Annotated in this window: 15 protein-coding genes; 10 read left to right on the top strand and 5 right to left on the bottom strand. The window is 70.1% G+C overall.

Annotation, left to right across the window (positions count from 1 at the left end):
- Window positions 1-12 precede the first annotated feature (12 nt).
- Genes LW840_RS01005 through LW840_RS00985 form a run of 5 tightly spaced genes read left to right on the top strand, consistent with a single transcriptional unit; the run spans window position 13 to window position 6,610 of the window.
- The gene (locus LW840_RS01005; RefSeq protein WP_291261653.1) at window positions 13-1,017 is read left to right on the top strand and encodes a Gfo/Idh/MocA family oxidoreductase; all 1,005 of its coding nucleotides are present in this window, start codon (window positions 13-15) and stop codon (window positions 1,015-1,017) included.
- Between the two features lie 11 nt (window positions 1,018-1,028).
- Entirely contained in the window at window positions 1,029-2,354 is a 1,326-nt protein-coding gene (locus LW840_RS01000; RefSeq protein WP_291276271.1) for a DUF4105 domain-containing protein, read from the top strand.
- Window positions 2,351-4,330: a hydantoinase/oxoprolinase family protein gene (locus LW840_RS00995; RefSeq protein ID WP_291276270.1), complete on the top strand. Its 1,980-nt coding sequence runs from the start codon at window positions 2,351-2,353 to the stop codon at window positions 4,328-4,330. The genes LW840_RS01000 and LW840_RS00995 overlap by 4 nt, the downstream gene beginning before the upstream one ends.
- A gap of 31 nt (window positions 4,331-4,361) precedes the next feature.
- The gene (locus LW840_RS00990; protein ID WP_291276269.1) at window positions 4,362-5,024 is read left to right on the top strand and encodes a uracil-DNA glycosylase family protein; all 663 of its coding nucleotides are present in this window, start codon (window positions 4,362-4,364) and stop codon (window positions 5,022-5,024) included.
- A complete protein-coding gene (locus LW840_RS00985; RefSeq protein WP_291266762.1) occupies window positions 5,021-6,610 on the top strand; it encodes a hydantoinase B/oxoprolinase family protein in 1,590 nt (529 codons plus the stop codon). Before LW840_RS00990 ends, LW840_RS00985 begins: the two co-directional genes overlap by 4 nt.
- On the opposite strand, the gene LW840_RS00980 is transcribed toward LW840_RS00985, so the two are convergent.
- Both LW840_RS00980 and LW840_RS00975 read right to left on the bottom strand, forming a co-directional pair.
- A complete protein-coding gene (locus LW840_RS00980; protein WP_291276268.1) occupies window positions 6,599-7,477 on the bottom strand; it encodes an MBL fold metallo-hydrolase in 879 nt (292 codons plus the stop codon). The genes LW840_RS00985 and LW840_RS00980 overlap by 12 nt on opposite strands.
- Window positions 7,478-7,498: 21 nt before the next feature.
- The gene (locus LW840_RS00975) at window positions 7,499-8,209 is read right to left on the bottom strand and encodes a Crp/Fnr family transcriptional regulator (RefSeq protein ID WP_291276267.1); all 711 of its coding nucleotides are present in this window, start codon (window positions 8,207-8,209) and stop codon (window positions 7,499-7,501) included.
- 136 nt (window positions 8,210-8,345) lie between these two features.
- On the opposite strand from LW840_RS00975, the gene prfA reads away from it, so the two are divergent.
- The 5 genes from prfA to LW840_RS00950 all read left to right on the top strand — a co-directional run bounded on the left by prfA (window position 8,346) and on the right by LW840_RS00950 (window position 13,084).
- On the top strand, window positions 8,346-9,416 hold the full coding sequence (prfA, locus tag LW840_RS00970) for a peptide chain release factor 1 (protein ID WP_291276266.1): 1,071 nt from the start codon (window positions 8,346-8,348) through the stop codon (window positions 9,414-9,416).
- Window positions 9,413-10,294, top strand: coding sequence for a peptide chain release factor N(5)-glutamine methyltransferase (gene prmC / locus LW840_RS00965; RefSeq protein WP_291266759.1), 882 nt, complete (start codon window positions 9,413-9,415; stop codon window positions 10,292-10,294). Before prfA ends, prmC begins: the two co-directional genes overlap by 4 nt.
- Window positions 10,295-10,356: 62 nt before the next feature.
- A complete protein-coding gene (locus LW840_RS00960; protein WP_291261662.1) occupies window positions 10,357-10,707 on the top strand; it encodes a YlbF family regulator in 351 nt (116 codons plus the stop codon).
- Window positions 10,700-11,425 (top strand): dTMP kinase, encoded by a 726-nt coding sequence (tmk, locus tag LW840_RS00955; protein ID WP_291261663.1) that lies wholly within the window; start codon window positions 10,700-10,702, stop codon window positions 11,423-11,425. Before LW840_RS00960 ends, tmk begins: the two co-directional genes overlap by 8 nt.
- A 24-nt stretch (window positions 11,426-11,449) precedes the next feature.
- Window positions 11,450-13,084, top strand: a complete 1,635-nt coding sequence (locus tag LW840_RS00950; RefSeq protein ID WP_291276265.1) for a S41 family peptidase — start codon at window positions 11,450-11,452, stop codon at window positions 13,082-13,084.
- Window positions 13,085-13,092: 8 nt separating this feature from the next.
- Here LW840_RS00950 and LW840_RS00945 read toward each other — a convergent pair whose 3' ends face one another.
- From LW840_RS00945 to LW840_RS00935, 3 genes are all read right to left on the bottom strand, one after another.
- Window positions 13,093-13,767, bottom strand: coding sequence for an outer membrane lipoprotein carrier protein LolA (locus tag LW840_RS00945; protein WP_291261665.1), 675 nt, complete (start codon window positions 13,765-13,767; stop codon window positions 13,093-13,095).
- 152 nt (window positions 13,768-13,919) lie between these two features.
- Window positions 13,920-14,948, bottom strand: coding sequence for a 3-deoxy-7-phosphoheptulonate synthase (gene aroF, locus LW840_RS00940; protein ID WP_291276264.1), 1,029 nt, complete (start codon window positions 14,946-14,948; stop codon window positions 13,920-13,922).
- A gap of 21 nt (window positions 14,949-14,969) precedes the next feature.
- Entirely contained in the window at window positions 14,970-15,728 is a 759-nt protein-coding gene (locus LW840_RS00935) for a ribonuclease Z (RefSeq protein WP_291266756.1), read from the bottom strand.
- Window positions 15,729-15,736 lie beyond the last annotated feature (8 nt).

Below are 15,736 nucleotides of genomic sequence, written 5' to 3'. Positions count from 1 at the left end.
CCGGAGGCGTGAATGAAGGACGGCGTACGCATCGCCGTCGTCGGCACGGGTGCCATTGCCCAGCTGACGCACATCCCTGTTCTCTCCAAGCTGCGCGGTGCCCAGCTCGTTGCCCTGTGCGACAACGATGCCGCCAAGGCGCGCGCGCTGGCCGACCGGTTCGGGGTACCCGACGTCTTCACCGACTTCGAGGAGCTGCTCGACAGCGATGAGCTCGACGCGGTCGTCATTGCCACCCCCAATCACCTGCACGAGCCGCACGTGCTGAGTGCGCTGCGCAAGAAGCTGCACGTACTCTGTGAGCGGCCGCTGGCGCTGTCGTCGCGTGGCATCGAGCGGTGCCTCGCGGCCGCGCAGAAGGCCGACGTGCGGCTGGTGGTGGGGCACAATCACCGCTTCCGCAGCGACACGCAGGCGCTCGACCAGTTCATCCGCAACGGTGAGCTGGGGCAGGTCACCAGCATTCGCTGCGGGTCACTGCAGGTGAAGAAGAACGCCGACGGCTGGCGCAACCGGCGAGCCGAGTCGGGGGGCGGCGTATTCCTGGAGCACGGCTTCCCGCTGCTCGACCTCGCCCTCTGGCTGGCCGACGGCCCGGCCCCCGTGCGCGTGTCGTCGAGCATGCGGCGTGGCCGCGGCGCCGGGGCCGTGGAAGACGCCATGCAGCTCTTCCTCGAGTGCGCCAATGGCCTCGTGGTCAATATCGACGTGTCGTGGTCGTACGTGGGTGACGAAGACCGCTGGTGGTTCGAAGTGCACGCCACCCGCGGCTCCGCGCGGCTCGCGCCGCTGCGGGTGACCAAGGAGCTCAACGGCCGCGCGGTCGACGTGTCGCCCAGCGGGGCCGGGGTGCGCGAGAGCCCGTTCCTGCAGAGCTATCGCGCCGAAATCGCGCACTTCCTGGCGGTCATTCGCGGCGAAACGCCGTACGAGCCGCCCACCGATCAGGTGGCGGTACAGAAGATCGTCGAAGCCATCTACAAGGCCGCCGACGACGGCAAGGAAGTCCGGTTCTGACCCCCGGGCGCATGCTGCGGCAGGCGTGGACGCGCCGTGTTGTCATCGCCCTCGGCGTGACAGCCGGCGCGCTCTCCGTTGCGATGGGCGCGCCCTCGCCACTGCTGGCACAGGTGGCCGGGGCACCGCTCCCCGACAACGTACCGCAAACGCCACCACCACCGGCCCCCGGAACCGATGCCGCACTCGACAGCGCACGGGCGCTGCGTGGCGCGGCGTTGCAGTTCACCCTCTACACCTACGGTCCCGGCGACGAGGTGTTCGAACGCTTCGGGCACATTGCGCTGGCGGTCTCCGACGCGAATACCGGCGAAGACACCGCCTTCAACTGGGGTATGTTCGACTTCGACCAGCCGAACTTCCTGGGGCGCTTCCTCACCGGCGATACGCGCTATTGGATGGCCGGCTACCGCACCGTGGAATTCAATGCGCTGTACCAGTCGCAGAACCGCACCATTCGCCGGCAGCAGTTGAACCTCACCGCCACGCAGCGCGGCGCGCTCTACGATTTTCTGGCGTGGAAGGCGCAGGAAGCCAATCGCTACTACCGCTACGACTACTACAACGACAACTGCAGTACCCGCGTGCGCGATGCGCTCGACTGGGTGCTGAACGGGGCGCTGCGCCCCGCGCTCGATACGGTGGTGGGGTATCACACCTGGCGCGGCGAAACGGCGCGCATCACGGCCGACAATCTGCCGGTGTACACCGGCATTCAGATCGCGCTGGGGCGCAACGCCGACCGACCCCTCACCCGGTGGCAGCAGGCGTTCCTCCCCGACTACTTCGCGCAGCACCTCGCCGCCGTTCCGGTGGCCGGCGTGCGCCTGGTGGCGCACGACACCGTGCTGTTCACGGCACAACGCGAGTCCATGGCCGCCGCGGCGCCGCAGCGCATCATGCCGGCGCTGGCGGCGGGGCTGGGGCTGGGGGTGCTGGTCTTTGCCCTTGCACGGCTGCTCCCGGTGGGCCTGAGCCTCTTCGGCGTCCTCTGGTACGGGGTGAGCGGCGTCCTGGGCACGGCGCTGCTGCTCGCCGGGACCGTCACCAAGCATGTGCCGTACATGGGGAGCAATCTCAACCTCACCATCCTGTCGCCGCTGCTGCTGCTGGCGGCCGCGCTCTGGTGGTGGCGGGCGCGCCCCAGCAGAACCGGACGCGGGGCGCGGGCGCTTGCGGCACTCGTGGCCGGCATGGCCCTCGTGGGGCTCGTGCTCATGCACCTCCCGGGCTTCACGCAGGGGAGCATGCTGCTGTTCATGACCATGGTGCCGGTGCACGTGGCCCTCGCGATCGTGGCCAACGGCCGTCGCTCGCCGGGGCAGCCAACGGCATGACGGCGTCCTCGGGGGTGGCGGCAGGACAGCGCGTCGCGGTGGGGATCGATGTGGGCGGTACCTTCACCGATCTCGCGGCACTGCATGCCGACGGCACGGTGCACACCACCAAGGTGCTCAGCGTGCCTGTTGACCGCGCGCAGGGCGTGCTCGATGCCCTCGCCGCCGCCGAGCTGCCCCCCGACCGGCTGGTCTACATCGCCCACGGGACCACCGTGGTCACCAATCTGCTGCTCGAACGGCGTGGCTCCCCGGTGGTGGCCTGTGCGACGCGCGGCTTCACCGATCTGCTCGAACTGCGCCGGCAAGAACGGGCGGCGCTCTACGACCTGTCGCGCCAGCATGTGGCACCGCTGGTGTCGCGTGAACACATCGTGGCCGTGCCGGAACGGGTGGCGCCCGGCGAGGTCGTGGAGCCGCTCACGGAGGCCGGTGCCGCGCAGGTGGTGGACGAGGCGCTCGCCATGGCCGCGGCGTCCGGCGCGCACACCATTGCCGTGACCTTGCTGCATGCCTACGGCGATGCCACGCATGAGCAGCGCCTGGGCGCCGCCCTGCGCGAGGCCATTGCCGCGCGCGCCCTGTCGATCGACGTGGTGACCAGTCACGAGGTGCTCCCGGAGATCCGCGAGTACGAGCGCATGGCCACCACGGTGGCCGAGGCGTACGCGCGGCCGTCGGTGCGTCGCTATCTCGCGGGGCTCTCCTCACGCCTGGGCGAGCGCGGCTACCCCGCGCCGCGGGTCATGACCTCCGCCGGTGGCACGCTCGAGGCGCATGACGCCGTGCAGCACGCGGCCGCGCTGGCGCTCAGCGGTCCGGCCGGCGGCGTCACGGGAGCCGCGGCCATTACTCGCGCGTTGGGCATGGCCCGCGCCCTCACCATCGACATTGGCGGGACCAGCGCCGACGTGGGGCTCGTGGACGACGGCGAGCCGCTGGTGGAGCGCGGCGGCGGCGTGGCCGGCATTCCCATTGCGCTGCCACGCGTGCTGGTGGAAGCGGTGGCCGCCGGTGGTGGCAGCATCGCGTGGCTCGACGATGGCGGCGCCCTGCGCGCCGGCCCGGAGAGCGCCGGCGCGGCGCCAGGGCCGGCGGCCTACGACCGCGGTGGCGAGCGCCCCACCGTGACCGACGCGCACGTGGTGCTGGGCACCATCGCCGCGGGTGAATGGAGCGGCGGCGTGCACATCAGCCGTGATCGCGCGGTGGCGGCCGTGGCACGCATCGCCGAGCCGCTCAACGTGTCGGTGGAGCGCGCCGCCGAGGCCATCATTGCCACCGCCGACGCGACCATGGCGCGGGCGCTGCGCCGGGTGTCGGTGGAGCGCGGTATCGACCCGCGCGGCATCCCGCTCATCGCCTTCGGCGGTGGCGGGCCCCTGCACGCGTGCGGCCTCGCCGAACGCCTCGGCATGCGGCAGGTCATCGTACCACCGCACGCCGGCGTCCTCAGCGCCGTGGGACTCGCGCTCGCCCCCGAACGTCGCGAGCAGCTCACCGGCTGCGTCGTGCACGCCGATGCGCTGGGCGACGACGCATTGGCCGCCCTGCTCACCGACAGTGCCACGCGTCTCGGTGGCGACTCGGCCCAGCTGGCCACGCGCTGGTGGCTGCGCAGTCGCTTCGTGGGCCAGGGCTATGAACTGGATATCCCGGTCCAGCCGGGCGACCGCGTGACGGAGGTGACCGCGCGCTTCGCGGCGCGACATGACGCGCGCGTGGGGTTCACCCTCGACCGACCGGTGGAGTTCATCAGCGTGCGGACCACCCGCAGCAGTGCTCCCTGGCCGGTGCAGTTTGCGCGCCAGCCCGGCCACGGCGCCCTGCCGCACGACAGGGATGACGGACGCGCCATGGAGCGGACGTTGCGCGGGGCCGCCGTGGTGCGACTCCCCGATGCCACCATGCGCGTGGCGCCGGGTTGGACGGCGCGCGCACTCGACGTGGGTGGATGGCTGCTGGAGCTCACATGATCGGGACATACGCCACACACGAGGGGCGAGCATGAGCGCGCAGCGGGTCAACACCGGCCGCATACTGGGGACTCCCGTGCCCATGCTGCTTCCGCCGGAGGGCGCCGTGCATGTGCTCATCGTGGGGGAAGCGCCGGGGCCGCGCGGCGCCGACAAGAGCGGTGTGCCCTTCTTCGGTGACGCCGCCGGCAAGCATCTCTACGGCGCGCTGCAGCGACTGGGGGCGGTGGTCCTGCCCCCTGAGGTCGACACGCTGCCGTGGGACGGCGCCGCATTCACCGCGGCCGGCCTCGCGCCCATCGCGCACGGCGTGGCGCTCGGCAACGCCTACGACCGCTGCCCCACCAATGATGGCGCGTCGTTCCGGGCACCGCTTCGCGCCGAACTGGAGAGCCCGCGCAACCTGGCGCGGCTCAACCGCGACCTCGATCAGCTGGTGACGCACGGGCTCAAGGGCATCGTCACGCTGGGGCGCGTGGCCACGCGCACGGTGGACGTGCTGCTCGCGCAGAAGCCGCGCCCCACGCTGGCGCGACAGGCGTTGCCGCACCCCTCGGCGCAGGGGCTGCTCTCCATGGCGCCCGACCGCGGCAAGGGTGCGAAGATGGCGGCGTTGCAGGAGGTGTGGATGGTAGGCTGCCAGCGTGCCATCATGCGGGCCGGCTATCCCGCTCCCCCGGAGGCATTGTCGTGAACACCTCCACCACGGCAGCGGGCCCCTTCGATGCGCTCGAGCTTACGGTCTTCTCGCAGGGCGTGGCCATGCTGGCCGAGGAGATGGGCGGGCTGCTCGAGCGCAGCAGCATTTCGCCCAACATCCGCGAACGGCGCGATGCCTCCTGCGCGCTCTTCGACGACGCGGGGCGCATGGTGGCGCAGGCGGCGCACATTCCCGTGCACCTGGGCGCCATGCCCGAGTCGGTGGCGGCGGTGCGCGCCGCCGGGGCGCGCGCCGGCGACCTGTTCCTGCTCAATGACCCGTCGCACGGTGGGTCGCATCTCCCCGATCTCACCATGGTCGAGGCCATCGCGCATCCGCACGATGCCGAGCGCATCATCGGCTACGCGGCCGTGCGGGCGCACCATGCCGACGTGGGAGGCATGAGTCCCGGCAGCATGCCGTTCGGTGCCACCGAGCTCTATCAGGAAGGCCTCATCGTGCCGCCGGTGCGACTCGAGACGGGGGGCGTGGTGCAGCGTGATCTGCTGGCGCTGCTGCTGGCCAATGTGCGTACCCCGGCCGAGCGTGAGGGCGACCTGCGTGCGCAGCGGGCGGCGTGTGCCGCCGGACGTGCCGGGTGGCAGGCGCTGTTCCTGCGGCTTGGCGAGCAGACACTCACGGCCGCCGTGGACGCGCTGCTCGATTACACCGAGCGACGCGTGCGCGCACGGCTCGCACTTCTCGACGGTGCGGAGGGGCATGCCGCTGACGCGCTCGAAGGCGATGGCGTGAGCGACGAGGCGATTCCCGTGGTGGTGCACGCGCGCGTGGAGCATGGCACGCTGCACCTCGACCTCACGGGCACGTCGCCTGCCGTGCGCGGCAACGTGAACGCGCCGCCCGCCGTGGCGCGGGCGGCGGCGGTGTTCGTGCTGCGGGTGCTTTGCGACGACGACGTGCCGGTGAACGACGGCGTGGCGCGCGCACTCGCGCTCACGATTCCCGATGACTGCGTGGCGAACGCGAAGCGGCCGAGTGCCGTGGCGGCGGGCAACGTGGAGCTGTCGCAGCGCCTCACGGATGTGTGCTTCGCGGCCCTCGCGCAGGCGGCGGCGCGCATTGGCGTGCACGATCTCGTGATCCCCGCCTGCGGTCAGGGGACGATGAACAACGTCACGCTGGGCGCGCCTGGCTGGAGTTTCTACGAAACGCTGGGGGGCGGGCAGGGGGCCACCTGGCGCGGCCCCGGCCCCGACGCCGTGCACGTGGGGATGAGCAATACGCGCAACACGCCGGTGGAGAGCCTCGAGCGCGCCTATCCCCTGCGTGTGGTGGAGTATGCGGTGCGCCGCGGCAGTGGTGGAGCCGGCACGCACCGCGGTGGTGATGGCGTGGTGCGCCGGTACCAGGCGCTGGTGCCGTGCACCGCCACGCTGCTCACCGAGCGCCGGCGCGTGGCCCCGCCGGGGGCGAACGGTGGCGCGGCCGGTGCCACGGGGCGCAACCTGCTCAACGACCAGTTGCTTCCCGCCAAGACGCGGGTGGCCATGCACGCCCGCGATGTGCTCACCATCGAAACCCCGGGTGGCGGCGGCTGGGGCCCAGCCCTACACCGCTAGCGCCAACCCTTCCCACGCCGCCAGGACGCGCAGCGGCGCGCCTTCTTGGCTCACCACCGTGCGGCACTCGTCGAGCATGCGTTCCACGCTGTCGTCGTCGCGGTCGGGATGATGATGGAACAGCACCAGCGTACGGGCGCCGCATTCGAGGGCCAGCCGGGCCGCCTCGAGATGCGACGAGTGCCCCCAGCCGATGTGGCGCGGCAGTTCCTCGTCGCGATAGGTCGCGTCGTGCACCAGCACGGGCACGTCGGCCAGAAAGTCGCCCAGCGCCCGTCGCCATGCGCGCACGGCGTCGGTCCCGTCGTGATACGACAGCTCATTGTCGGGGGCGTAGGCCACGAGCGGGCCGGTGTCATCATCGAGACGGAAGATGGCCGCCTCCCCCGGATGCCGCGCCGTAAAGCGACGGATGGCCAGTGAGCCCACGAGCGGATCGCGGCAGACGTCCCATTCCATGAGGTCCAGCCGCGTGCTCATGCCGTCGACATATGGAAACAGCGGGGGCGTGAGCATGCTCCGGGTGAACGCGGCCAGCGATTCCGCTTCGCCGTCGCCGCAGCAGACGCGAATGCGCTGCGTGCGATCGAAGAGCGGGGCGAAGTGGGCCAGTCCCAGCACGTGATCGCTGTGGCGATGCGTGAGGAAGAGGTGAATGGGCGCCGTATGCCCGCTCTCCACGAGATGCACCCCCAGGGCGCGAATCCCCGTCCCCGCATCGAGGATGATGAGGGCCTCGTCGGCGCCCCGCACTTCGATGCACGGCGTGTTGCCCCCATACCGGACGGTACGGGGGCCAGGGGAGGGGCAGGTGCCACGCGTGCCCCAGAATCGGATGCGGGCGCGTGGAGGGACGCTGGCCGCCATGGTGGAACGACGCGCTCGCGCTCAGAGGCGCGGGCGCGCCCTGGCTTCCAGCGCCGTCCGGTCGGTGATCGTCACGATGCGGCGCTGCACCGAAATGATCCCCTTCTCCTGGAACTCCGCCATGGCCCGCGATACCGTCTCCCGGCTCGCGCCGATCATCTGCGCGATGACCTGATGGGTGAGCTGCTTGACCAGCGTGGCCGGCTCGCCCGGCGTGGCGTGTTCGAGCAGCACCTTGGCCACGCGGCCGGGCACGTCGAGCAGCACGAGGCTGCCAATGGTACCATCCGCCTGCCGCAGTCGCCGGGAGAGTTCCACCATGAGCCCCCACGCCACCTGCGGACTCTGCTCCACCTGCCGGCGGAAATCGGCCCGGCTCAACGTGAGCAGGCTGCTCGCCTGCGTGGCGATCACGTGCGCGGAACGTGGCCGCCCGTCAATGAGCGCCAGTTCGCCGAAGTGATCTCCCACATTCAGCACGTTCAGGATGACGTCGCGTCCGTCTTCCCCGGCCAGAACGACCTTCACCTCGCCCGAGCGCACCACGAACAGGGCATCGCCCGGGTCACCTTCGGCCACGATCATGGCCCCCTTGCTGAACTTGCGTTCCCGGGTGTACTCGGCGAATCCGCGCACGGCGGCGCGGTCGAGCTCCCGGAACAGGGGCACGGTGCTCAGGAAGTCGGTGATCCGGTCGAGCGAAACGCTCATGGTGGACGGCGCGTAGCGCATCGGCGGCATTCTGAAAGTGACCATGATTCCTCCACCTCGCCTGATGTATCTTTGGGGCTTCCGTACGGTAGCGTAACCACGCACGGCAACCAGCCGCTGTGACTGATATCACGCAACTCGTCCCATCGCAATTCGTATGCTGAATCACCTCCGCGACCGTATGGCCGATGCGCTTCGTCGCGCCACCGAAGTGGAGCAGCTGCTCGCCGATCCCGAAACCACCAGGGACGCGCCGCGGCTGGCCGAGCTGGGGCGCGAGCACCATCGTCTCGCCGAGGTGGTGGTGAAGGCCACCCGCCTGACCAAAGCCGAGCAGGAGCTGGCCGAGGCGCGCGAGCTGGCCGATGGCGACGACCCCGAGTTCGCGGCCGAGGCCCGCGCGGAGGTGGCGCGACTCGATGCCGAGGTGGACGCGCTGCAGAAGGCGCTGCTGCCGCTGCTCATTCCCCGCGACCCGCTCGACGATCGCCCCGCCATCGTGGAAATCCGCGCCGGGACCGGCGGTGACGAAGCGGCCCTGTTTGCCGGCGATCTGTTGCGCCTGTACACCCGCTTCATCGAGCGGCGGGGCTGGCGCATCGAGCACATCTCGTACTCCGACGGCGCCATGGGCGGCGTGAAGGAGGCGGTGTTCAAGGTCATCGGGGACGGCGCCTTCGGCGTGCTGCGCTGGGAAAGCGGCGTGCACCGGGTGCAGCGGGTTCCGGCCACCGAATCGCAGGGGCGCATTCACACGTCGGCGGCCACGGTGGCGGTGCTCCCCGAGGCGGAAGAGGTCGACGTGCGCATCGAGGACAAGGATCTGCGCATCGATGTCTTCCGCTCCTCGGGGCCCGGTGGACAGAGCGTGAATACCACCGATTCGGCGGTGCGCATCACGCACATTCCCACGGGCATCGTGGTGTCGCAGCAGGATCAGAAGTCGCAGCTGCAGAACAAGGCCAAGGGCATGGAAGTGCTGCGCGCGCGCCTGCTCGACCTGCGGTTGTCCGAGCAGGAGGCCGAACGGTCACGCCTGCGGAAGTCACAGGTGAGCACCGGTGACCGGTCGGCCAAGATTCGCACCTACAACTTTCCGCAGGGGCGCGTGACCGATCACCGGGTGGGGGTCACACTGTACGATATCGACGGGGTGATGAACGGCGACATTGGCGGGTTCATCGACGCCATCCAGTTGGCGAACGCCGAGGAGAGCCTCGCCGGGTGACGCTGCGTGAAGTGGTCCAGCGCGTGGTCACCCTCGTTGGCGAATGCCTGGCGCTCGAGCCGGAGGTGCGGGCCGACGCGGCGCGCGAAGGGCGGGTGCTCGTAGCCGGTGTGTTGCACCTCTCCACCGGCGGCCTCGCCCAGCGGATGCTCGTGGAGCCCGGCCTGCGTCCGGGAGAGGCCGACGCCATCGAGCAGGCGCTGCACCGGCGACTGCGCGGCGAACCGCTTGCGTATGCGGTGGGGCACGCCGCCTTCCGCGAACTCGTGCTGCAGGTCGATCAGCGCGTGCTCATTCCCCGCCCGGAGACAGAGCTGGTGGTGGAGGCGGCGCTGCGCGTCACGGCCGGCCGGCCGGGTGGGGTGGCGGTGGATATCGGCACCGGCTCCGGCGCCATCGCCCTGGCCCTGGCCACCGAGGGGCGTTTCGACCAGGTCCTGGCAACCGACGTGTCGGCCGACGCGCTGGCCGTGGCCCGGGCCAATGCCGAACGGCTGTTGCGGTCGTCTCACCCGCCGGTCGAGCTCCGTCATGGGGCGGATCTGGCGCCCCTCGGCACCGTCAAGGCCCGTGTGATTGTCTCGAATCCCCCGTACATTGCGTACGACGAAGCGGCAGCCCTGCCGGCTTCCGTGCGCGACTGGGAGCCCCCCGTGGCCCTCTTTGCGGCGCAGGGCGGGTTGGCGCGGTACGAGGTGCTCGTGCACGGGGCACGGAGGCATCTCGAAGGTGGTGGGTGGCTGGTGCTCGAACTCGACGCCAACCGCGCCGCCCCGGTGGTGGCCATGGCTGCTGCCGCGGGGTACGAGCAGGTGCAGGTGGCACAGGATCTCGCAGGACGTGACCGGGTGCTGCTGGCACAATCGCCGGTAGCGTAGTGGCCGCAGTGCGGGGCCGGGCGCGCATTCACGCAGCTCTACACGGCCGGGAGGCCGGCACCATGCTTGAAGACAAGGCGAAGGACCTTGGCCGATCGATTGGCCAGAGCAACGAATACAAGGCCGTCAAGCGCTCGAGCGAAGCGCTCAACAACGACCGCGAGGCCACGACGATCCTGCGGCAGATGGAGAAGATCCGCACCGACGCGCAGGCCATGATCGACCGTGGCGAGGAGCCCACCGGCGAGATGGAGCAGCAGCTCGACGCGCTCCTGCAGCAGGTGCAGGGCAACCCGGCGTATCAGGCGGCCATCTCGGCGCAGGACAACTTCGACAAGCTCATGCTGCGTGTGAACCAATGGATCGCCGACGGCATTCGCACCGGCGCCACCAGCCAGATCATCCTTGGCTGAGCCGGTGAACGTGCCGGGCGATGGGGCTGGCGAGCACTCGCGCGGTCTCTTTCTGGTGCTCGAGGGGGGCGAAGGGGTGGGCAAGACCACGCAGTGGACGCGTCTTGCCGACACGCTGCGCGCCGTGGGCCACGATGTGGTGGCGGTGCGGGAGCCCGGCGGCACGGCGGCCGGCGACGCCATACGCGCCATGCTGCTCGACCCTGCCAGTGAACTGGCCCCCGAAAGCGAGGCGCTGCTTTTCGCCGCGTCGCGCGCGCAGCTGGTACGCGACGTGGTGATTCCGGCCCTCTCCCGCGGGGCCGTGGTGCTGGTCGATCGCTTCCTGCTCAGCACCTACGCGTATCAGGGGGCGGGGCGGGGCATCGCCGAATCGTTGCTGCGCGCGGTGAACGCGGTCGCCACGCAGGGGGTGGCGCCTGATCTCACGCTGCTGCTGTCGGTGCCCGCCGAGGTGGCGCAGGCGCGCCTCGAGGTGCGCGGGCCGGCCGATCGCATGGAGCAGGAGGACGCCCCCTTCCACCAGCGGGTGCGGGACGCCTTCGACGCCGCGCTTGCCGCCGACTGGCAGGCAGCCCATCCGGAAATCGGACCGGTCATCGCCATCGACGCCAACCGGCCGGTGGATGTGGTCACGGTACGGTGCCTCGAGGCGCTGGTGGCCCAGTGGCCGGTCCGTTTTGCTTCGGCCGCCACGGCGGCACTTGCCGCCCTCTGAGTCCGTAGAGAGATCATGCCTGACATGCTTCCCGACGCACCTCCCGCCCCGCGCCGTCCCGTGCGCGCGCTCGTCGCCGCCGTGGGCTTTGGCGGTGTGCTGGCGGTAGGCGGCTGGTGGGCCGGCCGTGACCTCACCTCGGCTACGCAACCGGTGCGCGCGCCCCTGGGCGGGGCCCGGCTGTTCGATCAGGTCGCCGCCGCCGTGGCGCAGAAGTACGTCGACTCCCTTCCCGCCGACACGATCTTCGCGAAGTCGGTGGCGGGAATGCTGAACGAGCTCGATGACCCGTTCACTTCCTTCCTCCCCGAGGAGCGCCTGCGCCGGCTCAACGAGCAGATGAACGGGACCTTCTCGGGCGTCGGCATGCAGGTGGACATCCGCGACGGCTGGCCGGTGGTCATCGAGCCGCTGGTGGGCGGCCCGTCGGAGCGGGCGGGCGTCCTGGCCGGCGATCGCATCGTGCTGATTGGCAAGGAAAGCACCAGGGACCTCGATCGCGACGAAGTGTTCAAGCGACTGCGCGGGCCCTCCGGCACGCCGGTCACCTTCACCGTGGAGCGTGAGAGCCAGCGGCAGACGTTCACCCTCGTGCGCGACAAGGTGCACCTGCGCGCGGTGCAGCGCGTGGCGCTGCTGCCGAACGGCGTGGGGTACGTGGACGTGAACGTCTTCAATGCCTTCACGGCCACCGAGCTGTCGGCCGCGGTGGATTCGCTGGTGAAGATGGGCGCGCGGTCGATGGTACTCGACCTGCGCGGCAATCCGGGCGGCCTGCTGGAGCAGGGCGTGGCCGTGGCGGAGCTGTTCCTCGACCGTGGACAGAGCATCGTGCAACTGCGCGGCCGAGCCGGATCACCGCCGCAAACGTTCACTGATTCGCAGCCGCAGCGGTGGCCCACGCTGCCGCTGGCCGTGCTGCTCGATCGCGCGAGCGCGAGTGCCTCGGAAATCGTGGCGGGGGCGCTGCAGGATCACGATCGCGCCGTGGTGCTGGGCGTGACCAGTTTTGGCAAGGGGAGCGCACAGAACGTGTATCCCCTCTCCAACGGCGGGGCGCTGCGCCTCACGATTGCCCGCTGGTACACGCCGGTGGGCCGCAGCATCAATCGTCCGCCCGAACGCCGGGCCGACGACCTCGATGCCAGTGACACCGGCGATGTCACCCTCCCCGATACCATCAAACCGCGCTTCCGCACCGATGCGGGGCGTACCGTATTCGGCGGGGGGGGCATCACGCCGGATGTGGTCGTGGGCGACACGCTCACGCCGCCGCCGGTGCAGGCGCTGGCGCGCGCGATGGGGAAGAACCTCGGTGCCTATCGCGATGCCCTCAGCAAGCTGGCCCAGCAGCGCAAGCGCACGATGCAGTCGGCCGGGGACATCGTCACACGCGCGGAGCTCGACGCGCTCTACGACGATCTCGTGCGCCGCAACGTGGCGCCGCCGCGTGCCATCTTCGACGCGGCAGGCCCGTGGATTGCCCGCTCGCTGGGCTACGAAATGGCGCGCGTGGCCTTTGGCAGTGACGCGGAGTTTCTGCGTCGCACCCAGGACGATGCCACGCTGCAACGGGCGGCCCAGCTGCTCCAGAGTGCGCGTTCGCCGCGGGACGTGTTCGGCAACCTCGAGCGTCCGCGCACGGCCACCGTGCCCTGAGCGCGCGGCTACATGGGCAGCTTCGTGGCCACCTTCACCCCTTTCGGCACGCTGAACCGGAACGCATCGCGCGGCAGCGTGGCGCCCGGGGTCCACGACGTGAGCGTGATCAGGCGATCGACCCCCTGACCGTCGATCACCTGCACACGCACCGGACGCGGGGACTGTTCGTCGAGCCACAGCGTGGCCTTCTGAAATGGCACGGCGTCGGGGTTACGCGGCAGCAGTTGCACCCGGCGCGTGGCACGGCCGTCAATCGTGACCGCGTCGCCCCCCGAAATGATGAAGGCGCGTTTCGGTGTCTCGAGGAGCTGGCCCAGCAGGTCGGCCACGACCGCGCCGTCGGCGTCGCCCGGCAGCTTGAGCACCTGTCCGGGCGCACTGCTGGGCAGATACACCCACAGGGTCTTGCCGTCACCCACGATGCGGTCGCCTGCCGGCTGCGTGAAGGTGATGGACACCTTCCCGGGTCGCTCCTGCAGGAACACGCCCTTCGAGGTCACCGAACGGCCGAGCAGCGGGTTGGTGATCTTCTGGTCGAAGTTCGCCTCGAGCGTGCGCGTGTCCTTCCAGGCCTTGGCGATGCGGTCATAGGCCGTCTCGGCGCCGTTCTGGGCCGTGAGCGGCGCCGAGACAACGAACGTGAGCGCCATCACCGCGGCGGCGTGCGTGAGTTTCGTCATGTGCTCGTATACCCGGTGCGCCAACGCGAGTGCCCTTGGGGAAACTGCTCGTCGGAGCCACGGAGGCACGGAGTCACGGAGCACCACCACGCAAAGGCGCTGTGCTCCGCATCTCCCCGGCTCCGAGCCTCCGACGGGCTGTTTCCCATCCCTTATGCCATCTCAGTTACGGAGCGCCCAATCGCCGCCGCGATGGTGCGCAGCTGCTTCACCAGCTCGCCGAACTGGTCAGGATAGAGTGACTGGGCCCCATCGCTCAGCGCCCTGTCGGGGGTGGGGTGCATCTCCACGAGAATGCCGTCGGCGCCCGCCGCCACGGCGGCACGCGCCATGGGGGTGACCTTGTCGCGCAGGCCGGTGCCATGGCTGGGATCGGCCACGATGGGCAGGTGCGACAGCTTCTGCACCACCGGCACTGCCGTGAGATCGAACAGGTTGCGCGTCGCGCTGTCGAAGGTGCGCACGCCGCGCTCGCAGAGAATCACGTTCGGATTCCCCTCGGCCAGGATGTACTCGGCACTGAGCAGCAGATCGTTGATGGTGGCCGCCATGCCGCGCTTGAGCAGCACCGGCTTCCTGAGTGTGCCCACATGTCGCAGCAGCGAGTAGTTCTGCATGTTGCGGGCGCCGATCTGGATGCAGTCGGCGTACTCGGCGACCATGTCGGCGCCACGTTCGTCCATGGCCTCCGTCACGATGGCCAACCCCGTTTCGGCGCGCGCGAGCGCGAGCAGTTCCAACCCCTGCTTGCCGAGCCCCTGGAAGGCGTATGGCGACGAGCGCGGCTTGAAGGCGCCACCGCGCAGCGCCGACCCGCCGGCCGCCTTCACCTGACGCGCCGCCGCGAGAATCTGCTGCTCGCTTTCCACCGAGCACGGGCCGGCCACCACCGGCACGTCCGTGCCGCCGAAACGCACGCCCGGCGCGATCTCCACGATGGTGGTTTCCGGCTTCCATTCGCGCGACGCCTGACGGAACGGCTTCTGCACGATGAGCACGCTCGACACACCCGGCAGCCCCTCGATGTACGACCAATCCACCTTGGCGTCGTCGCCAAGAAGACCGATCGCCGTGCGCACTTCGCCCGGCAAGGGAAGGGGCTTGAAGCCCTGACGCGTGATCTCTTCGCAGACCCGATCGATATCGGCGGAAGAAGCGTTGGGCTGCATCACGACCAGCATGTCACATCCTCGGGAAAGACTCTAGAAGTCGACGGACCACCCGTCGGTGGCACACACCACCGGGCCCGCGTACTGCTCCGCGACCTCGGCCAGAATGTCGACGGCTTCGACCGGCGGATAGAAATGCGTGAGCACCAGTTGGCGTGCTCTGGCCTGAGCGGCCAACGCACCGGCCTGCCGCGGCGTGAGATGTTCGCGGATGGCCATGGTGTCGGGCAGGGAACACTCGGCCAGCAGCAGGTCGCAGTCCTGCGCCCACCGCCCCAGCGCCTCGCTCACCCCGGTGTCCCCGGTGTAGACGAGTCGCCGTGCTCCATCACTCACGGAATATGCCATGCTCTCTGCGGTGTGTGGTACCGCACAGGGCTGCAGTGTCACGTCACCGGGGAGCCGCACCCTGTCGTCCGGACCGATGTCTCGGACCGTGAGCGGAAAGCCGGGAGCCAGCAGCCAGTCGCCGTACACGGCCGCCATGCGCTCCAGCAGCGCGCCCGTGCCCACCGGGCCATAGATCGTTACCGGGGCCGTGCGCGCGGGCAGCTGGCCCCAGCGCCACCCCATGACGAGCAGTGGCAGATCGGCGATGTGGTCGGCGTGGAAATGCGTGAGCGCCACGTGCGTAATGTCGCCCCACTCGATACCCAGATTGGCCATGCGATGCACGGCGCCGCTGCCGCAGTCGAGCAGCAGCCGCACGTCGCCGGCCTCCACGAGATGCGCCGAAGCGACACGCGACGCATGCGGTGCCGCTGTCCCGGTGCCAATGGTGGTGAGCTTCATGTGCTCTT

This window comes from Gemmatimonas sp., from assembly GCF_021298855.1.
Taxonomy (GTDB): Bacteria; Gemmatimonadota; Gemmatimonadetes; order Gemmatimonadales; family Gemmatimonadaceae; genus Gemmatimonas.
Note: the sequence above shows the minus strand (reverse complement) of the source record. Positions and strands in the feature narration are given on the sequence as shown.